Below are 19,466 nucleotides of genomic sequence, written 5' to 3'. Positions count from 1 at the left end.
TTTATGCCCTCTCGCCGCGAATGGAAACAGCCGGGAAGGGGTATTGCTCGTTGCGTTCCACCCAATCCATGAAGTCGGCGCGGGCGCCGGGGAAGCCGATCATGGTCCAGCCGACCATGCCTTTATTGCCGCCATGGATCGGGTCGCAGAAGAAACCTTCCTTGGTGTTTTGCAGCAACAGGTTAAAGAACATCTTTGGCGGCACGGCGTCGAAGTGCGCGGCAACTTCGCTGCCGCCGGCCTCCAGACGGCGTAGCATATCGTCTCGGGTAGCGCTGTCTTGCGCAGCAAAAGCCTTGCCGTTGAACGCTTTCGACCAAGCGTCCGTTGCGGCGATACCCAGGCGATAGATTTCCTTGGGTACCAATTTGCTCTGCCAGCCCATTTCCGGCGGCGCATCGGCGTTGAAGGGACCTTGCATGAACCACAGGGCGCCGCTGGCGTAAGGGGTGTTCATCTGGCGGTCGATATATTCCGGCGCGCCAGCTTCCAGTGCGCCAGGGCCTTGGGCATCAGCCGGAATCAAGCGCTCGACGGCGGCGTTGATGAACGCCCATTCCTCGGCCGTAAAATAGCTCGGCTCATAGGCTTTATCGCTCGTCGCAGGTTTGGCCGGCGCCGCTTGGGCAGGCTCCGGCGTGGCCATCAGCATCGAACCACCCAGGCCGGTGCTGGCAACCGTGACCACCGGGATCAAGGTCAAGGATTTGCGTAGAAAGTCACGCCGGGGGTTGTCTTGATCTTGATCAGACATGGATACACCTCATCATGTGGTCACGGGTTTATCCGCCGCTTCTGGGAGCAGCGTGAAGGCTTGCCAAGCAATGGGATCCAAAAACATAGAACACATTGGCAAACAATAGTTACAAATGATAGCAGGCTAAGAATTGAGAAGAGTCGATTCAGCGAGAAAAACACCGGATCAGATCGGATGAATCACAATTCTTTGACGAAGACCTCACGCGACATTGACCGCCCCTAAGCGAATCTACGGCCCATCAGCCACTTCCTTATTCGGTCACACTGTCCATGTTCAACACACGATTACTGCCTATCCTCGGCTTGGCGGTCATGGCCCTGTTCAACACGCTTCAAGCCCAGGCCGATGACGCGATCTCGATCCGCTCGCCGGAATGGGCCCAACCAGTGGGTGACCAGTACAACCTGCATCAAATGACGCCCACGCTCTATCGCAGCGCATTGCCAGACGGTGATGCACTGCCCATTTTGGAAGAACTCAAGATCGCTACCGTCATCAACTTTTTGCCGGAATCTGATGCGCAGTGGCTTAAATCATCTGATATCAAACAGGTGCAGTTGAGCTATCGCACCAACCATGTCGACGATTCCGACGTGTTGGCGGCGATCAGAGCGATTCAGACAGCAGAAGCAGATGGCCCGGTGTTGATGCACTGCAAGCACGGCGCCGACCGGACTGGCCTGATGGCAGCGATGTATCGGGTGGTGGTTCAGGGATGGAGCAAGGAGGACGCGCTGAACGAGATGACCTTGGGCGGCTTCGGCAGCAGCAATGGCTTCAAGGACGGGGTTCGCTACATGATGAAAGCCGATGTCGACAAGTTGCGTACAGCTTTGGCGAATGGCGATTGCAGCACCAGCGCGTTCGCGTTGTGCTCAATGAAAGACTGGATCACCACAACGGGCCAGGAAGAGAAAAAATTGTAGGCGTGAGCTTACTTGCGAATAACTGAATGACACCGCGTTTACTTAGGGAAACCGCGTTATCGTTAACGTTTTTCGCGAGCAAGCTCGCTCCTACAGTGAGTCCGGTTTAGTCTTTTTTGAGCTTGGGATTGGGGAAGAACTGCACCGCCTGCACTTTTGGATCCGCCGGCGCTTTCAATGCCGATGTATTGACCCGCGTGCCCAACTCCTTGGGCACCGAAAGCCCCTGATCATTCAACGTATCGGTATACCCGCAGGCCACGCATTCGCGGTGCGGCACGCTGTCTTCGGTCCACATTTTCAACTTGTCCGGCTCACTGCACGCCGGGCAGACCGCCCCGGCGATAAATTGCTTTTTGGTAATCACAGGCGCTTCACTCATGCTGCCGCGTCCTCACTCAGGCCGCTGTGGCGCAAGAGTGCGTCAATCGACGGCGCCCGTCCGCGGAAGTCGACGAACAGCACCATCGGCGCCTGGGAACCGCCACGCGCCAGGATCGCTTCGCGAAACGCACGCCCGGTCTGGGCATTGAGCACACCGTCTTCTTCGAACTTGGAGAAGGCATCGGCCGAAAGCACTTCGGCCCATTTGTAGCTGTAGTAACCCGCCGCATAACCACCGGCGAAGATGTGCGCGAAGCTGTTGGGGAAGCGGTTGTAGGCCGGCGGACGCATCACCGAGACTTCATCACGTACACCTTCAAGCACCTGCGCCACGCTGCGGCCATCGCCATGAGTGGCGTGCAGCTCAAAGTCGAACAACGAGAACTCCAGCTGACGCACCATCATCAGGCCGGACTGGAAATTCTTCGCCGCGAGCATTTTTTCCAGCAGATCCTGGGGCAGGGGCTCGCCGGTTTCATAGTGGCCGGAGATCAGCGCCAGGCCCTCGGGCTCCCAGCACCAGTTCTCCATGAATTGGCTCGGCAATTCCACCGCATCCCACGCCACGCCGTTGATCCCGGATACACCGGCGTGCTCGACGCGAGTCAGCAGGTGATGCAGGCCGTGGCCGAATTCGTGGAACAGGGTGGTGACTTCATCGTGGGTCAGCAGCGCAGGCTTGCCGCTGTCGGCTGGCGTGAAGTTGCACACCAGGTTGGCGACCGGGCTTTGCAGCACGCCGTCGACCGTGCGACGACGATCGCGGGCACCGTCCATCCAGGCACCGCCACGCTTGTTGGCGCGGGCATACAGGTCGAAGAAGAAGCGCCCGACGTGCTCGCCATTTTCTTTGATTTCAAACAGGCGAACGTCCGGGTGCCAGGTGTCGAAGCCCTTCTGTTCGGCAATCTCGATGCCGTACAGGCGTTGCACAATGGCAAACAGGCCGCCCAGCACCTTGTCGATCGGGAAGTAAGCACGCAGGGCTTCCTGGGACACGCTGTAGCGCTGCTCACGCAATTTTTCGCCATAGAAACCGCTGTCCCAGCTTTGCAGGTCGGCGCAGCCTTGTTCGGCGGCGTAAGCCTTGAGCTGTTGCAGATCCTGTGTGGCGAACGGCTTGCTGCGTTTGGCCAGGTCCCGCAGGAAGCTCAGCACCTGGTCGCTGGAGTCGGCCATCTTGGTCGCCAGGCTCAGCTCGGCGAAGGACGCGTAACCCAACAATTGGGCCAGTTCCTGACGCAGGTCGAGAATCTGTTCCATCACCGGGCCGTTATCGTTCTGACCGGCATTCGGGCCCTGGTCCGACGCACGGGTGCAGTAGGCCGCGTAGACCTCTTCACGCAGGGCGCGGTCCTGGGCATAGGTCATCACGGCGTAATAGCTGGGGAATTCCAGGGTGATCAGCCAGCCGTCGAGGCCCTTGGCCTGGGCGGCGGCAGCCATTTGCGCCTTGGCCGAGTCGGTCAGGCCGGCGAGGGTGGCTTCATCGGTGACGTGCTTGGTCCAGGCCTGGGTAGCGTCCAGCAACTGGTTGGAGAATTTGCTGCCCAGCTCGGAAAGCTTGCTTTGCACTTCGGCGTAGCGCTTTTGCTGCTCCGGCGGCAGGTCGATACCCGACAGGCGGAAATCGCGCAGGGAGTGTTCCAGAATGGTTTTTTGCGCCACGTCGAAACCGGCGGCCTCGGGGCTGTTGGCCAAGGCGTCGAAAGCCTGGAACAGTTCACGGTTCTGGCCCATCTCGGTGGAGTAGGCACTCAAGGCGGGCAGGCAAGCCTCGTAGGCTTCACGCAACTCGGCGCTGTTGCACACTGCATTGAGGTGGCTGACCGGGCTCCAGGCAGCGCCAAGGCGGTCGTTCAGTTCATCCATGGCCAGGACCAGACCGGCCCATGTCGGATTTTTGCCCTGGCTTTGCAGGATGTCTGCGATAGCCACACGGTTGTCGGCGAGGATCTGTTCGATGGCCGGCTGGACGTGCTCGGCACGGATCGCCGAGAACGGCGGCAGGTCGTAGGACTGCAAAAGAGGGTTGTTCGCGCTCACGGTTGGCACCTTGGCTGAAGAAACATGTAAGAACAAAGATGGGGCCATCTTAATTACAATCAACACCCACCGCAGCTATCAGCAGAAGAGAGAGAGGCTATCGTGACCCTTCGCACCTATCAGAACCACACGCCAACCCTGGGCGCCGGGGCTTTTGTCGATATTTCGGCGGTGGTGATCGGCGATGTCGAAATCGGCCCCGACAGCTCGGTTTGGCCGCTGACCGTGATTCGCGGCGACATGCACCGCATCCGCATCGGCGCACGCACCAGTGTGCAGGACGGCTGCGTGTTGCACATTACCCATGCAGGGCCGTTCAATCCTGATGGTTTCCCGCTGCTGATCGGCGACGACGTGACCATCGCCCACAAGGTCATGCTGCATGGTTGCACGGTGGGCAACCGCGTCTTGATTGGCATGAGCAGCATCGTGATGGACGGCGCAGTGGTCGAGGACGACGTGATCATCGGCGCCGGCAGCCTGGTGCCACCCGGCAAGAAACTCGACAGTGGTTTTTTGTATGTGGGCAGCCCGGTTAAACAGGTCCGCGCGCTGACTGACAAGGAGCGCGCCTTTTTCACCTACAGCGCTGCGAACTACGTGAAGCTCAAGGACCTGCACCTGGCAGAAGGATTCGATCAATGACCCTCAACCACCCAACGGTCCTCTTCGACCTGGACGGCACGCTCACCGATCCGCGTGAGGGCATCACCCGTTCGATCCAGTACGCCCTTGGCAAATTGGGCATCGACGAACCTGACCTGACCAAGCTTGAACACTTCATCGGCCCGCCTCTGCTGCAAGCGTTCATGCAGTTCTACGGTTTCGACGAGGCCAAGGCCTGGGAAGCGGTGAATTTCTACCGCGAGCGCTTCAAGGTCACCGGGCTGTATGAAAACCGCGTGTTCGACGGCGTGATGCCATTGCTGGAGGAACTCAACAGCCAAGGGCGCCAACTGTACGTGGCCACCTCCAAGCCATGGGAATTTGCCCGCGAGATTGCGCGGCATTTCGACTTTGCCAAGCACTTCAAGGTGATTTACGGCAGCGAACTGGACGGCACGCGTACCAACAAGGTCGAGTTGATCGCCCACTTGATCCGTGAGGAAGGGCTGGACCCGGCCACAACCTTGATGATCGGTGATCGCAAGCATGACCTGATCGGCGCACGCAGCAATGGGTTGGATTCGGCGGCGGTAGGGTATGGGTTCGGCAGTTTTGAAGAGTTGAGTGCCGAAGCGCCGACCTGGCACTTCGAGACGTTGGCACAGATGCACCAGGCATTTTTGCAGCGCTCTTGAAACCGCTTTCGCGAGCAAGCCCGCTCCCACACTTGAATGTGTTCACATATCAAAATGTGGGAGGGGGCTTGCCCCCGATGAGGCCCTAACGGCCAACCCCTTCCAACTGCCTCAACGCTGCTTTACGCTGCGCCACCGTCAACCCGCCCAACCTCTCCACCGCCTTATAAAACCTCACCCAATCCCCACCCTCCTGCGCAAACAACGCCGCAAACGCCGGCACCCACCGGTCATACAGCCCGAATGGCAACAGTCGCGCATTGTTCATCGGCTGGTTGATCCAAGCGTCATAGGGCTTTTCGCCACCCCATTGGCTATCACGCATCTGCCGGTATTCAGTGCGCAAGCGCTCGAACTGCGCGGCCTTGGCCTGCCGCATCACCTGCGCCGCCAACGGCTGCGCATACAACGCCTCCAGGCGTTTGCGGGTATCGAGAATCAGCCGGATGAATTGATCACGTTGCTTCAACGCCGCATCGCTGACAGGCGCCAGGCCCCGTGCCGCCCGCCACTGACGGGTGCCTTCCTGCTCGACGAACGTGGCGAATGACTCGTTGAACTCGGTGTCATCCTTCACGTAGAAACGCTGGTGGGCCAGTTCGTGGAAGATCAGAGTCGCGAGGCGCTCATCACCCCAACTCATCATCGAACTCATGATCGGGTCGTTGAACCACCCCAGGGTGGAATAGGCTTCGACGCCACCGATCGACACGTCCATGCCTTGTTGCCGCAACAGCGCCGCCTCGCCACGCGCCGCGCCTTGGTTGTAGTAGCCGCGATAGGCAACGCAACCGGCGATGGGAAAGCAGTGGTTTTCAGGAGCCAGAGAAAATTCCTGCGTGGCGAAGACATTCCAGACCACATAGGGCCGGCCGATATCGGCGTATAACCGGTAGCTTTGATTATCAGGCAGATGCAAGTGCTCACTGGCAAAGGTGCGAGCTTTTTGCGATTGCACGAGATGCTCGCGCAATAGTTGAGGGCGAGTCTGGTCGGCGATAACTTCGGCAACCGGCTCCCGGGCCCGCAATAACTGCCACTGACCGCTCGCCAACTGACTGTAATAACTGACGCTGGAACAACCGCTGAGTAGCACAACCATCAACCCTGGAAGAAAACACCTGATCATGCACCGACTGCTCCTGGGTGATTTATTCGCCAGACTATCGCGCTTGAACGGGATTTTTCCATGGCGCGGCATGTTTATACTCAAGGCTCTTCTCGCGTTGAGTACCTGCCATGCGTCAGTTTCCATTGCCCGTTGCCGCCCTCCTGCTCAGCGCTTGCACTTCGGCCCCCATCCCGCCTGTCGACCCGCAACAGGCCTGGGTGGATTTCACCACGCCGACGCCGGGCTCCAAATTGGTCATGGCTCAGCGCCTGGACGGGAAAAACCTCAACGACGGGCGCTTCTTCCAAATGCCTCCCGGCCCTCACGAGCTGATGGTGCGCTTTGACTTTGAAGTGCCCGCCGGCGGCGGTTTGGGGGGCCTTAGCCAGATGATGTATCGCACCTGTTTCATGACCCTGCAGTACGACCATTTCCAGGCCGGCCAACGCTATGTGCTCGAAGGTCGCTCGCTCGCGTTCACGCCCAACATCCGGCTGTATGACTCAGCGCGCCAGTTGCTGGCCGAAGAACGCAGCGTCAACTGCATCTGAGTCAGTCATTGTTTTTCTGATAGATGATGCGCTTGGTACCGTTTTCGCACGAACCGACGATCATGGCGCTGTCATGGTTCTCGGCTTCTTCGGCAGTGATGATTTCCAGGGTGTAGGACGGAATCGCCTTGGCCTGGATCTTCACTTCGATTTCTTTCCTGAGCTCTTCACAATCTTTTGGCGCGGCCACGGCCGAAGTGGCCAATACACCGCAGATGATTGCCAAGGCAAAACGTTTCATGTGTGTAGCTCCCTGAATGCGCTGCGCACGAGTGTGCGCCTAGGCTGCATGGGCTATTCGACCACATTTTACAAACACGAGTTCTGATTTAACGCACAACTGAAAATGTGGGAGCGGGCTTGCTCGCGAATACGGAGTGTCAGTCCCCGAGATATCGGCTGATCCACCGCATTCGCGAGCAAGCCCGCTCCCACACAAGAGTACTGCTGTGTCAGTTGACCAGCGTGGCATCCAAGGTGATGGTTGCATTCAGCACTTTGGACACCGGGCACCCTTCCTTGGCCTTTTTGCTCAGTTCATCGAACTGCGCCTGGCTCGCGCCCGGGATCTTGGCTTTAAGGATCAGGTGCACGGCAGTGATCGCGAATCCGCCCTCGACCTGGTCCAGGGTCACTTCGGCCTGGGTATCAATGCTGTCAGCCTTGAGCCCGGCATCGCCGAGAATCATGGAAAACGCCATGGAGAAACAGCCGGCGTGAGCTGCGCCGATAAGCTCTTCAGGGTTGGTGCCCTTGCCGCCTTCGAAACGGGCCTTGAAGCCGTAGGGCGCTTCGCGCAGCACGCCGGTTTCAGTGGATATGGAACCCAGGCCTGTCTTCAGATCACCTTCCCAATGCGCGGATGCCTTTTTAACGATACTCATAGCTTTCTCCTCGAACGGTGGTTTTGCGTCAGTAAGGGTTCTGAGGATAGACCCGTGGGCAAAGTTCACCTTGTCGGAGAAACCTAGCAATACAGTAGGAAATTTCGGAGCCACCTATTGAATCTCGGGTATATGCCCTCATTGCATAGAGTATGCACATGCAGCGGCAGGTTTTAGCTCGTTTAAAAAAGCCTGTACGCCCTATTGGAGAAGCAGGCTGATGAAATCGCTGTCCGACGTAAAGTTTTCGACCCTCGACCTGGTGCCCGTGCGTGCCAATGGCAGCCCGGCGCAATCGCTGCGCAATTCCCTGGACTTGGCCCAACACGTGGAAAAGTTCGGCTACAACCGCTTCTGGGTGGCTGAGCACCACAATATGGACGGCATCGCCAGTTCTGCCACTTCAGTATTGCTCGGCTATCTGGCTGGCGGCACCTCGACCATTCGTGTCGGTTCTGGCGGCGTCATGCTGCCTAACCACGCGCCCTTGGTGATTGCCGAACAGTTCGGAACTCTGGAAAGCCTCTACCCCGGCCGTATCGACCTGGGCCTGGGCCGCGCGCCCGGTTCTGACCAGATGACCGCTCGCGCCCTGCGCCGTGAACGTTCCGGCAGTGCCGATGACTTCCCCGAAGACGTAGCCGAACTCATGGCCTACCTGGGCCCGCGCACGCCCGACCAACGGGTGATCGCCGTACCGGGCACGGGCACCAATGTGCCAGTGTGGCTGTTGGGTTCGAGCCTGTTCAGCGCGCAATTGGCCGGTGAGCGTGGCTTGCCCTACGCCTTCGCCTCCCACTTCGCACCGCGCCTGATGCATGAGGCGATTCGTGTGTACCGCAATCACTTCAAGCCTTCGGCGGTACTGGACAAGCCCTACGTGATGCTCGGCATTCCACTGGTGGCAGCCGATACCGACGAACAGGCCGATTACCTGGCCACCTCGGTGTACCAACGCATCCTCGCGCTGATGCGCGGCCAGAGCCTGGTGCAGCGCCCACCGGTAAAAACCATGGACGGCTTGTGGCTGCCCCATGAAAAAGACGCGGTGGGTAGCTTCCTTGGCCTGGCCATGGTGGGTAGCCCGGCGAAGATTCGCGCCAAGCTGGAGGTGTTGATCGAGCAGACCGGCGCCGATGAGCTGATTTTTACCAGTGACCTTTATGAGCACGCCGACCGGATTCATTCCTACGAGCTGCTGGCACAGGTGATGAAGGACTGAAATCCAAGCGAAAAAAACCGACGCACTTGCGTCGGTTTTTATGTCTGGAGCACGGAATCAACCGCGCTTGTAGACAATTTCCTTGGTGTCGCCGCCGCACGTCCCTACGACGTCACCACCCGCTGCGGCACCTTTATCTACGATTTCCAAAGAGTAATGCGGTACGCCCTTGGCATCGATTTTCGCTGCGATCTCGCTTTTCAGCTCCTCACAGTCCTTGGCTGCCATCGCCGTACCCGCAATGCTCAACAAACCCACCGCCAACAGAAACTTCTTCATCCGTTACTTTCCTTGCGCTGATCAAAAAGAGCGTGCCAACGCTCATCGCATCGGCACGCATTCGTTGTAGCGCAGGTTATGGCAATCGGCCAGCGGGCAAAGTTCAACTGAGCGGATTAACTACTCGCAATTCGGAACCCCACTTTCAGCGTGACCTGGAAGTGCGCGGCCTTGCCATCCTTGATGTGACCACGGGTTTCAGTCACCTCGAACCACTCCAGGTGCTTGATGCTTTTGTTGGCTTCAGCCAGAGCATTGTTGATTGCGTCTTCGATGCTGGTGGTGGAAGAGCCCACCAGTTCGACTTTCTTGTAGGTGTGATGATCACTCATGGCGTTTCTCCTATAGGTCGTCAATCAAGACTAGCAGCGAATGTGCTTACTGCTTCTGGCGACCGCTGGGAGGTGAAAGTTCAGAATTACTGCACTTTCTGAAACCGGCGCAGTCGGTATCTACACACGCCACTCAATCACTTCAGGAGATGTCCACATGGCCAACACTTCTTTACGCAAAGCGTCGCTGGAAAGCATGGAAGCCGAGATTTCGAGCCTGCTCAAATCTTTGGAGAGCCTCAAGGACGACGCGTCCGATGAGTCGCGCAAAACGCTGAAGGCCCTGAAAAGCAATGCCGAGAACGCCCTCAAGCACTCTCGCCACCTGATCAGCGACGCCTATGAAGAAAGCAAAGTCAAAATTCGTGAAACCAGTGCTGCCACCCGTGACTACGCACAAGAGCACCCATGGACGACCGCCGGCGTTGCCGTAGGTGCACTGGGCTTGCTGGCAGCCTACCTGCTGTGCAAGCGCGGTGACTGATTGACCGGTTACACCGGTTGACGCAACAGCTCAGCCTTGAGCCATTGCGCCAACTGCCCGGCGCGCCCGTCTGCGGCGCGCTTGGGTAGCCACAACGCCAGGTGCGCCGGGGTTTCGCTGAAGCCCCACGGCGCCACCAGGCGACCCGCTCGCAGGTCCTCTGCCACCAGTGGTTCTGGCGCAATCGCCACTCCCAATCCTGCTACTGCCGCTTCCAGCAAATAATACAAGTGCTCAAACCCCTGGCCGAGTTTCAACGCGCCGGGCTCGATGCCGTGTTGCCGCGCCCAGCTGGGCCAGGCTTGGGGTCGTGAGGTGGTGTGCAACAACGCTTCGCTTAGCAATGCCGTTGCTGGAGCCTGACGCAACTGTTCAAAACCTGCGAAACGAGGGCTCAACACCGGGCCGATTCGCTCGCTGGCCAGCTCATACACTTGCATATCGGCCGGCCACGGCGGCTCGGCGAATACCAGTAAGGCGTCCAGGCCAGGCCGCCGGGGGTCCAGATCGCCTTCGCCCGCCGACAGGTGCAGGCGCAAATCGGGCAAGTCGGCATTCAAGCGCCCCAGCCGGGGGATAAACCAGCGCGCCAGCAAGCTACCCGAACAGCCGAGCACAAAGGGTGCGTCGGCGCTGCTTTGGGTAAGTTCGGCGCACGCGTCCCGCAACCGCTCGAAAGCCTCCACGCTGGCATCCCGAAGCCGAACGCCTGCATCTGTGAGTTTAAGGCCACGTCCATCCTTGACGAACAGGCTCACACCCAAATGTTCTTCCAGGACTTTCAACTGCCGGCTGACCGCACCGTGGGTCACGTGCAGTTGCTCAGCGGCTTGGCTGACGCTACTGAAGCGGGCGGTGGCTTCAAAAGCACGCAAGGCATTGAGGGGTGGAAGGTCGCGGCTCATCTGTGAGTTTTCCTGACAGGTTACGGCGATCTTATCGGTTTTCAGGCCAAAGCGTCAGGGGTAGAGTGGCCGTCATTGCCTCTCAACACACATTCATTCCTGGAGCGCCCCATGACCCAGTCCCAGACCGATCTACGCAACGGCCCTGACGCCAACGGCCTGTTTGGTGCGTTCGGCGGCCGCTACGTGGCTGAAACGCTGATGCCGTTGATCCTCGACCTGGCCCGTGAATACGAAGCGGCCAAAGTGGATCCAGCGTTCAATGAAGAATTGGCCTACTTCCAGCGCGATTACGTCGGACGCCCAAGCCCGCTGTACTTCGCCGAACGCCTGACGGAGTTCTGTGGCGGCGCCAAGATCTATCTCAAGCGCGAAGAGCTGAACCACACCGGCGCGCACAAGATCAACAACTGCATCGGCCAGATCCTGCTGGCACGGCGCATGGGCAAGAAACGCATCATCGCCGAGACCGGTGCCGGTATGCACGGCGTAGCCACCGCTACGGTTGCCGCACGCTTCGGCCTGCAATGCGTGATCTACATGGGCACCACCGATATCGAGCGCCAGCAGGCCAACGTGTTTCGCATGAAGCTGCTGGGTGCCGAAGTGATCCCGGTGGTCGCCGGCACCGGCACCCTCAAAGACGCCATGAACGAAGCCCTGCGTGACTGGGTGACCAACGTCGACAGCACCTTCTACCTGATCGGCACCGTGGCCGGCCCGCATCCTTACCCGGCCATGGTGCGCGACTTTCAGGCCGTGATCGGCAAGGAAACCCGCACCCAACTGCAAGCCCAGGAAGGCCGCCTGCCGGACAGCCTGGTGGCGTGCATCGGCGGTGGCTCCAACGCCATGGGCTTATTCCACCCGTTCCTGGATGACACCAGCGTCGAAATCATCGGCGTCGAAGCAGCGGGCCATGGCATCGAAACCGGCAAGCACGCCGCCAGCCTCAACGGCGGCGTACCCGGCGTGCTGCACGGCAACCGCACCTTCCTGCTGCAGGACGACGACGGCCAGATCATCGACGCCCATTCGATTTCCGCCGGCCTCGACTACCCCGGCATCGGCCCTGAGCACGCCTGGTTGCATGACATCGGCCGCGTCCAGTACACCTCGGTAACTGATGACGAAGCCCTGGATGCATTCCACAAATGCTGCCGCCTGGAAGGGATAATTCCTGCGCTGGAAAGCGCCCACGCCCTGGCTGAAGTGTTCAAGCGCGCACCCACCCTGCCCAAGGATCATCTGATGGTGGTCAATCTCTCGGGCCGTGGCGACAAAGATATGCAGACCGTGATGCATCACATGGAACAGTCCAAGCAGGAGAAACACTAAATGAGCCGCCTGCAAACCCGCTTTGCGCAACTCAAGGAACAAAACCGCGCCGCCCTGGTGACCTTCGTCACCGCTGGCGACCCGGGTTATGACGCCTCGCTGGCGATCCTCAAGGGCTTGCCGGCCGCCGGCGCCGACGTGATCGAGCTGGGCATGCCCTTCACCGATCCGATGGCAGACGGCCCGGCGATTCAACTGGCTAATATCCGTGCGCTGGACGCCAAGCAAAACCTGGCGAAAACCCTGCAAATGGTCCGCGAGTTCCGCACCGACGACAGCGACACCCCCCTGGTGTTGATGGGCTACTTCAACCCCATTCACAAATACGGTGTGCCGCAGTTTATCGCCGATGCGAAGGCAGCCGGCGTCGACGGCCTGATCGTGGTCGACATGCCACCTGAGCACAACGGCGAGTTGTGCGACCCGGCTCAGGCCGCGGGCATCGACTTCATCCGCCTGACCACGCCGACCACCGATGACGTGCGCCTGCCGACGGTGCTCAACGGCAGTTCCGGGTTTGTGTATTACGTGTCGGTAGCAGGCGTGACCGGTGCCGGCGCCGCCACGCTGGAACACGTCGAAGAAGCGGTCACGCGTCTGCGTCGCCACACCGACCTGCCGATCAGCATCGGTTTCGGTATTCGTACACCGGAACAAGCTGCGGCCATTGCGCGCCTGGCCGACGGTGTGGTGGTGGGTTCGGCACTGATCGATCACATCGCCAATGCCGGCAGCGACCAGCAAGCGATCGATGGCGTGCTGAGTCATTGCGCGGCGCTGTCGGCAGGTGTGCGCAACGCACGCAAGTAAGCACCTGCGTTTTGATACTTTGCGCTACGCTGAGGGGTGACACCACGTCACCCCAACGCACTTCCATGCCTATTGCCGTCTAACCACCCTCGCAAGCCCCCCCGCATTTCTTGCTTCCCGGTCGTTAAGTTAGTTGCATCAGAAGTCATCCCTGGCTCTCAGGAGTACATCATGGCCTTTGATCTCATTACCTCTTCAGACTCCCGTCACTCAACCTTGCAAAAGGGCTTCAACCTGCGCTGGCCGTTGGGCAATGTGCAGGGTCAGTCTTCGCAAAATGGCGCCAACCTGATCTACCTCTGCCGCAACCCACAAGACATCATTGACGCCGCCGCGCAGGCATTGGCCCTTCCCGAGGGGCGCATCACCGTACGCAGTGGTGGTCATTGCTACGAAGGCTTTGTCGCCAACAAGATGCCCGACAGTCCACTTGAGGTACTGTCGATTCTGGATATCAGTGCGTTGAACCAGGTGGTCTACGACGCCAGCGGGCAAATCGGCTCCGAGCTGGACCCCAGCGCTGCTGAACGCTATAGCTTTCGCCTGGAAGCCGGCGGACAAAACTGGGATGCCTATGTCGCGTTATACAAGCTTGCCAACAAAACCCTGCCCGGTGGCTCGTGTTATTCAGTGGGCCTTGGCGGACATATTTGCGGAGGCGGCTATGGGCTGCTGTCGCGCAAATATGGACTGGTATGTGACTGGCTCAGCGGTGTGGATATCCTGGTGCCCGACAGCCTTGGCAAAGGCCTCGAACCGCGCCACGTTTCTCGCGACAGCACCAATCAGGACGAACTGGACCTGTTCGCCGCGTGTTGCGGTGCCGGTGGCGGACAGTTCGGCATCATCACCAGCTATTACTTCAAAGACCTGCCACCGGCACCGAAAGAGGTACTGTGGCTGGTGTTGGAATGGGACTGGTCCGTACTGACCAAACCTGCACTCGATAACCTGCTGGTGGCCTATCAATCATGGTTCGCCAGCAATCAAAGCAACACGGACACTTGGGGCCTGGCGACCAAGCTGGAGATGCGCCACCAGCACACAGGCAATGTGACCCTGGGTATTCACTATGTGGACAAGGATGGCGAACTGAACGAACGGGCGCCCTTCGATGACTTCGTCGACAAGATGCTCACAGCCATTGGCCTGCCCGCTACAGAGTCCCTGGTCCCATTTCACGTCATCCATCTGCCGCGCAGCACTACCAACGGGCGCACCATCGACTCAGTGTCATCCGCCCGAGCAGCCTCTCAACGCTTGGACTGGCTGGTGTGCCAACAGACATTGAACGGTTCGGGGGACAACCAGCGTGGGCGCTATAAATCGGCCTACCAGAAGGGCCCTTTCAGCCCTCAAGTGCTGGACGCCATCTGGACCACATTGACCTGGCCAGACCCTGATAACCACCTGACACAAAGCCTCATTCAGATTCAGTCTTTCGGTGGCCAGATCAATGCCGCCAGCGAGCCAGTGCGCAGGGAGTCGTCAGCCGCTCAGCGCTCGTCATACCTCAAGTGGCAACCGCAATGTTACTGGCGCGGCGATAGCGCCGCCTCGGATCAAGCCCATGCCGACTGGATCCGAGGGTTGTACTTCAACGCGTTCGCCGATGATCAGGGCGTACCGGTCAACGACGAGTTTGAAGGTTGTTACATCAATTACCCCGACCTCGATATGACCTACATCGGTGGCAATCCGGCCAATGGCAAAAACCCACAGTGGTACAAGATCTTCTTTCCCGACCTGATCATCGAAAGCCGCCTGCGGCGTACCAAAAAGCGCTGGGACCCACACAACATTTTCCATAACGAAATGTCGGTGCCGTAATCGCGAAAGAAGGGCGACTCCAAGGTCGCCCTTTTTTACAGCTCGATCCGCTCGACTTTACCTACAAGCAATATGTAGGAAAATGCTCCCAGCAACGCCAGCACCGCGATGTAAGTAATCGCCGGCGCAAACGACGAACCACTGGCCAGAAAGCCAATCACGATGGGCGTAGCGATTGCCGACAGGTTACCGATGAAGTTGAACACGCCTCCGGTCAGCCCCAGCAACCGCGCAGGCGCCAAGGTCGAAACCAGCGACCAGGTGATCGACGCCAGGCCATTGCCGAAAAATGCCACCGCCAGAAACGCGATGACCCACGCCGTGGAGTCCACGTAGTTGGCACCGATGATCGCCGTGGAAATCAGCAGACCACTGATGATCGGCAACTTGCGGGCAAAGCCTACCGAGGCACCACGACGGATCAACCAATCGGAAAACACCCCCGAACACAGCACGCCCACAAAAGCGGCCAGGAACGGCAACGACGCCAACAAACCTGACTGGATAAAGTCCATGCCGCGATATTTCACCAGGTACGTCGGGAACCAGGTCAGGAAGAACCATAGCGTAGAGTTCAGGCAGAACTGCCCCAGGTAGATGCCCCAGAGTTTGCGCTTGCTCAGCACGATACCGAGGTCGACCCAACTGAAGGGTGCCTTGGCCGTTTGCGCCTGCATGTCCACCAGCCCACCACCGTCACGGATCAACTGGATTTCAGCCTCATTGGCGCCTTTGAAATCTTTGGGCTCGCGATACACCGCGTACCAGATCGCGGCCCACAGGATGCCGACGCCACCGGTAACGACAAACACCATGTGCCAGCCGTACTGGTGTTGCAGCCAAGCCAGTACCGGCGTGAGGAACGCCAGGCCGACAAATTGCCCGGAGGTGTAGACGCCGATAGCCGTGGCGCGCTCGCGCTCGGGAAACCAGGTGGTGACCACACGGCTGTTGATGGGATAGGCCGGCGCCTCCAACGCGCCAACGGCCATGCGCAACACGAACAACGCGATAAAGCTGGCGGCGAAACCGAGCATCACGGTGGCAATCGACCACAGCAGCAGGGCGGCTGTGTAGAGAATGCGCGGCGGCACCCGGTCTACCAGCCAGCCGCCGGGGATTTGCATGGCCGCGTAAGTCCAGCCGAAAGCGGAAAAAATAAGCCCGACCTGCACCGGGTCGATACCCAGCTCGCTGGTCAGCGCAGGCGCGGCAATCGACAGGTTGCTGCGGTCCAGGTAGTTGATCACCACGGTGATGAACAGCAGCACCATGATGAAGAAGCGCTTTCGGCTAGGCGTGACTAAAGAAGCCTGCCCGGTGTGGGATTCAGGGTGCATGGGGTGCCTCTTTTTATGTTTGTTGAGGACAAAACGTGCTGAAGGAACGCGGTCAATGTGGGAGCGCATTCCTTCAGATAAAAATCACCACTCGGCAAAACTGCCGTCGGCGTGGCGCCAGATCGGATTGCGCCAGCGATGGCCGATAGCCGCGCGCTCAATCACGTATTCCTCGTTGATCTCGATGCCCAGGCCCGGGCCGTTGGGGATCTTCACAAAGCCCTGGTCATAGTCGAACACGCCCGGGTCGCGCACGTAGTCGAGCAGGTCGTTGCTTTCGTTATAGTGGATACCCAGGCTTTGCTCCTGGATAAATGCGTTGTAGCAAGCCGCATCCAGCTGCAGGCACGCTGCCAGGGCAATCGGGCCCAGCGGACAGTGCAGGGCCAGGGCCACGTCGTAGGCTTCGGCCATGTTGGCGATCTTGCGGGTTTCGGTAATCCCGCCTGCGTGGGAGGCGTCCGGCTGGATGATGTCGACGTAGCCTTCGCTGAGCACACGCTTGAAATCCCAACGCGAAAACAGGCGCTCGCCCAGGGCAATCGGCGTACTGGTCAGCGGCGCCAGTTCTTTCAATGCTTCGTAGTTTTCGCTGAGCACCGGTTCTTCAATGAACATCAGTTTGTAAGGATCAAGCTCTTTCATCAGCACCTTGGCCATGGGCTTGTGCACGCGGCCATGGAAGTCGACGCCGATACCGACGTTAGGGCCCACCGCATCGCGCACGGCAGCGACATTGGCCAGTGCCAGGTCGACTTTGTCGAAGCTGTCGAGGAACTGCAGTTCTTCGGTGCCGTTCATTTTCACCGCAGTGAAGCCACGAGCCACGGCCTCTTTGGCTGCACGGGCAGTGTCGGCGGGGCGGTCGCCACCGATCCACGAGTACACGCGAATCTTGTCACGCACCTGGCCGCCCAGCAGATCGCTGACCGAGACGCCCAGCGCCTTGCCCTTGATGTCCCACAACGCCTGGTCGATACCGGCGAGGGCGCTCATGTGCACGGCACCGCCGCGATAGAACCCGCCGCGATAGAGCACCGTCCAGATATCTTCGATATTGCGTGGGTCTTTGCCGATCAGGTAGTCGGACAGTTCTTCGACGGCGGCGGCCACTGTGTGAGCGCGGCCTTCGACCACGGGCTCACCCCAGCCAGTCACGCCCTGGTCGGTTTCGACCTTGAGGAAGCACCAGCGCGGCGGGACGATAAAGGTCGTCAATTTGGTGATTTTCATCTCTTGTCTCTCTTATGGATGCAGCGCCTGCGGGCGCGGAACTTGCTATCAGCTCAGGGCTTTCCAGGCGGCGACATAAGCCTGGGCACGGCTCGCGACCTGATCCACTGTCATTCCCGGCTTGAACAAGCCGGAGCCCAACCCGAACCCTTTCGCGCCGGCGTCGATAAACACCTGCATGTTGTCCGGCGTAACACCGCCTACCGGCAGCAGCAGCGTGCCCGCCGGCAATACCGCCAGCCACGCCTTGATCACCGAAGGACCGATCTGCTCGGCCGGGAACAGCTTCAATACGTCGGCGCCTTCGGCCAGTGCGGCAAACGCCTCGGTTGGCGTCGCCACGCCAGGCGACAAGTACAGGCCTGCGGCCTTGGCGGCGCGCAGTACTTTGGCATCGCTATGGGGCATGACAATCACTTGGCCACCAGCCGCCTTCACCTGCTCGACCTGTTCAGGCGTCAACACCGTGCCGGCGCCGATCAGGCAATCGGCGGGCAGGCTGTCGCGCAGGGTGCGAATGCTGGTGTACGGCTCCGGCGAATTGAGCGGGACTTCGATCACACGAAAACCCGCGTCGTACAACACCTGGCCGATGGCCTGGGCTTCGTCCGGGCGTATGCCACGCAGGATTGCGATCAAACCGTTTTGCGCGAGTGCTTGCTTGAGCATGTCAGGCCTCCGTTACAGGTTGAGTGAGCCCAGCCGCCACGGCCAATTGCCACAGGCCGCGCTCGGTGGCTTCCTGCGCCAGGCTGACGTGGGCGAAGCCGCAAAGGGCCAGAGCGCGTTGATAGCGGGCGCAGAGTGGGGCGGCGCCAACCAGGATGATCGGCTTGGTTTTGGCGCTGTCTGGCAAACCGGCGAGTTCGTGGCCGATCAACAGGCCGGACAGGTAGTCGGGCTGCTGGTTGGGTGCAAGCTCAGCCGTCAGGCCCAGGGTACGGGCACTGAACAAGGTCGACAGCACGCCACGCCTGCCATCCTTTGAAAGCGCCACGTGCACGCCACGATCAAAGGCCTCGGCCTGGAATTGTTCGCTCGGCTGCTGAGTGCGGCCCAGGATGCTGTGCTTGCTCAATACCGCGAACAGTTCGCCGGTCATGAAGGTGTCGAAATGCGTAATGCGGCCTTCACTCACCTCGACCCATTTGGAGTGGCTGCCGGGCAACCCGATCAGCACTTGGGCCCCAAGCCCCTGCAGCACGCCGAGTACCTGGGTTTCTTCGCCGCGCATCACATTGGGTAAACCCGCTTGCTCAATCACCCCCGGCACAATATGCACATCCACCCCACGCAGGCTGCGCACGCGGTGCAACGCCAAGCCCAGGCTGGCGACATCCACAGGCGTGGCGCAATAAGCCGCCTCGCTCCAACCCTGCGCGCTGCCAACCATACCGCAGGCAATCACTGGCAATTCAGGCTGGGCGTCGAGCCAATCGCCGCAGGCGCTATCGAATGCCAACTCGAAGCCGTCAGTGCAATGAATACCGTTGATGTCCCGTGGCTCGCAGGGCAAATGCATGATGCCCCAGGCTTGCGCGCGCTGTTCCAGCACAACGCCCGCCGAGCCGAGTTTGTAAGCACGAAGGGAGCTGGTCCCCCAATCGAGCGCGATCAATTGCGCCTGCATCGCTTCACCTGAAATGAGTGGGTGCTGAAAAAAGCAGATGGGCGAATATAAACCTACGCGCCGGAATATCTCAATATATAAATATCGATCCCACATAATG

General features: G+C 59.5%; 22 protein-coding genes. 9 read left to right on the top strand and 13 right to left on the bottom strand.

Annotated elements, in window-relative coordinates:
• Window position 1: 1 nt before the first annotated feature.
• Complete coding sequence (locus tag J1G33_RS06095) at window positions 2-754, bottom strand: gluconate 2-dehydrogenase subunit 3 family protein (protein WP_032878573.1); 753 nt, start codon at window positions 752-754, stop codon at window positions 2-4.
• A 275-nt stretch (window positions 755-1,029) separates the two neighbouring features.
• On the opposite strand from J1G33_RS06095, the gene J1G33_RS06090 reads away from it, so the two are divergent.
• On the top strand, window positions 1,030-1,686 hold the full coding sequence (locus J1G33_RS06090; protein ID WP_032878574.1) for a dual specificity protein phosphatase family protein: 657 nt from the start codon (window positions 1,030-1,032) through the stop codon (window positions 1,684-1,686).
• 106 nt (window positions 1,687-1,792) lie between these two features.
• Here the strand turns inward: J1G33_RS06090 and J1G33_RS06085 are convergent, their stop codons facing one another.
• Both J1G33_RS06085 and prlC read right to left on the bottom strand, forming a co-directional pair.
• The gene (locus J1G33_RS06085) at window positions 1,793-2,068 is read right to left on the bottom strand and encodes a YheV family putative zinc ribbon protein (protein ID WP_032878575.1); all 276 of its coding nucleotides are present in this window, start codon (window positions 2,066-2,068) and stop codon (window positions 1,793-1,795) included.
• Window positions 2,065-4,164, bottom strand: coding sequence for an oligopeptidase A (gene prlC, locus J1G33_RS06080; RefSeq protein ID WP_177327405.1), 2,100 nt, complete (start codon window positions 4,162-4,164; stop codon window positions 2,065-2,067). The genes J1G33_RS06085 and prlC overlap by 4 nt, the downstream gene beginning before the upstream one ends.
• A gap of 54 nt (window positions 4,165-4,218) precedes the next feature.
• On the opposite strand from prlC, the gene J1G33_RS06075 reads away from it, so the two are divergent.
• Together J1G33_RS06075 and J1G33_RS06070 are read left to right on the top strand one after the other, a co-directional pair.
• On the top strand, window positions 4,219-4,761 hold the full coding sequence (locus J1G33_RS06075; RefSeq protein WP_005783413.1) for a gamma carbonic anhydrase family protein: 543 nt from the start codon (window positions 4,219-4,221) through the stop codon (window positions 4,759-4,761).
• Complete coding sequence (locus J1G33_RS06070) at window positions 4,758-5,417, top strand: HAD family hydrolase (protein WP_223017811.1); 660 nt, start codon at window positions 4,758-4,760, stop codon at window positions 5,415-5,417. The genes J1G33_RS06075 and J1G33_RS06070 overlap by 4 nt, the downstream gene beginning before the upstream one ends.
• A gap of 85 nt (window positions 5,418-5,502) precedes the next feature.
• Here J1G33_RS06070 and J1G33_RS06065 read toward each other — a convergent pair whose 3' ends face one another.
• Entirely contained in the window at window positions 5,503-6,546 is a 1,044-nt protein-coding gene (locus J1G33_RS06065) for an aminopeptidase (protein ID WP_223017810.1), read from the bottom strand.
• A 110-nt stretch (window positions 6,547-6,656) separates the two neighbouring features.
• Here J1G33_RS06065 and J1G33_RS06060 point away from each other — a divergent pair, with 110 nt between their 5' ends.
• Window positions 6,657-7,079, top strand: coding sequence for a hypothetical protein (locus J1G33_RS06060; RefSeq protein ID WP_005783410.1), 423 nt, complete (start codon window positions 6,657-6,659; stop codon window positions 7,077-7,079).
• A gap of 1 nt (window position 7,080) precedes the next feature.
• On the opposite strand, the gene J1G33_RS06055 is transcribed toward J1G33_RS06060, so the two are convergent.
• Complete coding sequence (locus J1G33_RS06055; RefSeq protein ID WP_005783409.1) at window positions 7,081-7,320, bottom strand: DUF1161 domain-containing protein; 240 nt, start codon at window positions 7,318-7,320, stop codon at window positions 7,081-7,083.
• A gap of 211 nt (window positions 7,321-7,531) precedes the next feature.
• On the bottom strand, window positions 7,532-7,963 hold the full coding sequence (locus J1G33_RS06050) for an OsmC family protein (RefSeq protein ID WP_003187311.1): 432 nt from the start codon (window positions 7,961-7,963) through the stop codon (window positions 7,532-7,534).
• Window positions 7,964-8,183: 220 nt separating this feature from the next.
• On the opposite strand from J1G33_RS06050, the gene J1G33_RS06045 reads away from it, so the two are divergent.
• On the top strand, window positions 8,184-9,185 hold the full coding sequence (locus tag J1G33_RS06045) for an LLM class flavin-dependent oxidoreductase (protein ID WP_148854275.1): 1,002 nt from the start codon (window positions 8,184-8,186) through the stop codon (window positions 9,183-9,185).
• 57 nt (window positions 9,186-9,242) lie between these two features.
• Here the strand turns inward: J1G33_RS06045 and J1G33_RS06040 are convergent, their stop codons facing one another.
• Together J1G33_RS06040 and J1G33_RS06035 are read right to left on the bottom strand one after the other, a co-directional pair.
• Window positions 9,243-9,464: a DUF1161 domain-containing protein gene (locus J1G33_RS06040; protein ID WP_032878581.1), complete on the bottom strand. Its 222-nt coding sequence runs from the start codon at window positions 9,462-9,464 to the stop codon at window positions 9,243-9,245.
• 116 nt (window positions 9,465-9,580) lie between these two features.
• Entirely contained in the window at window positions 9,581-9,796 is a 216-nt protein-coding gene (locus J1G33_RS06035) for a dodecin (protein ID WP_005783406.1), read from the bottom strand.
• 157 nt (window positions 9,797-9,953) lie between these two features.
• On the opposite strand from J1G33_RS06035, the gene J1G33_RS06030 reads away from it, so the two are divergent.
• Window positions 9,954-10,280 carry a DUF883 family protein gene (locus J1G33_RS06030; RefSeq protein ID WP_003187304.1) on the top strand — a complete coding sequence of 109 codons (327 nt, stop codon included), beginning with the start codon at window positions 9,954-9,956 and terminating at the stop codon, window positions 10,278-10,280.
• 8 nt (window positions 10,281-10,288) lie between these two features.
• Here J1G33_RS06030 and J1G33_RS06025 read toward each other — a convergent pair whose 3' ends face one another.
• Window positions 10,289-11,185 carry a LysR family transcriptional regulator gene (locus J1G33_RS06025; protein ID WP_078822706.1) on the bottom strand — a complete coding sequence of 299 codons (897 nt, stop codon included), beginning with the start codon at window positions 11,183-11,185 and terminating at the stop codon, window positions 10,289-10,291.
• A 111-nt stretch (window positions 11,186-11,296) separates the two neighbouring features.
• Between J1G33_RS06025 and trpB the strand changes: the two genes are divergently transcribed.
• From trpB to J1G33_RS06010, 3 genes are all read left to right on the top strand, one after another.
• Window positions 11,297-12,523: a tryptophan synthase subunit beta gene (trpB, locus tag J1G33_RS06020; RefSeq protein ID WP_005783404.1), complete on the top strand. Its 1,227-nt coding sequence runs from the start codon at window positions 11,297-11,299 to the stop codon at window positions 12,521-12,523.
• The gene (trpA, locus tag J1G33_RS06015; protein ID WP_005783403.1) at window positions 12,524-13,333 is read left to right on the top strand and encodes a tryptophan synthase subunit alpha; all 810 of its coding nucleotides are present in this window, start codon (window positions 12,524-12,526) and stop codon (window positions 13,331-13,333) included.
• A gap of 171 nt (window positions 13,334-13,504) precedes the next feature.
• Window positions 13,505-15,163 carry a BBE domain-containing protein gene (locus J1G33_RS06010; RefSeq protein WP_223017809.1) on the top strand — a complete coding sequence of 553 codons (1,659 nt, stop codon included), beginning with the start codon at window positions 13,505-13,507 and terminating at the stop codon, window positions 15,161-15,163.
• 35 nt (window positions 15,164-15,198) lie between these two features.
• Here the strand turns inward: J1G33_RS06010 and J1G33_RS06005 are convergent, their stop codons facing one another.
• From J1G33_RS06005 to J1G33_RS05990, 4 genes are all read right to left on the bottom strand, one after another.
• On the bottom strand, window positions 15,199-16,503 hold the full coding sequence (locus J1G33_RS06005; protein ID WP_223017808.1) for an MFS transporter: 1,305 nt from the start codon (window positions 16,501-16,503) through the stop codon (window positions 15,199-15,201).
• Window positions 16,504-16,587: 84 nt separating this feature from the next.
• The gene (gene dgoD, locus J1G33_RS06000; RefSeq protein ID WP_005783400.1) at window positions 16,588-17,736 is read right to left on the bottom strand and encodes a galactonate dehydratase; all 1,149 of its coding nucleotides are present in this window, start codon (window positions 17,734-17,736) and stop codon (window positions 16,588-16,590) included.
• Window positions 17,737-17,784: 48 nt separating this feature from the next.
• Window positions 17,785-18,405, bottom strand: coding sequence for a 2-dehydro-3-deoxy-6-phosphogalactonate aldolase (locus J1G33_RS05995; RefSeq protein WP_005783399.1), 621 nt, complete (start codon window positions 18,403-18,405; stop codon window positions 17,785-17,787).
• A gap of 1 nt (window position 18,406) precedes the next feature.
• Window positions 18,407-19,366 (bottom strand): 2-dehydro-3-deoxygalactonokinase, encoded by a 960-nt coding sequence (locus J1G33_RS05990; protein ID WP_216090513.1) that lies wholly within the window; start codon window positions 19,364-19,366, stop codon window positions 18,407-18,409.
• Between the last annotated feature and the right edge of the window lie 100 nt (window positions 19,367-19,466).

It is taken from the genome of Pseudomonas sp. P867 (assembly GCF_019891455.1).
GTDB lineage: Bacteria > Pseudomonadota > Gammaproteobacteria > Pseudomonadales > Pseudomonadaceae > Aquipseudomonas > Aquipseudomonas synxantha_A.
The sequence above is the reverse complement of the archived record's forward strand: the minus strand, read 5'-3'. Positions and strand labels throughout refer to the sequence as shown.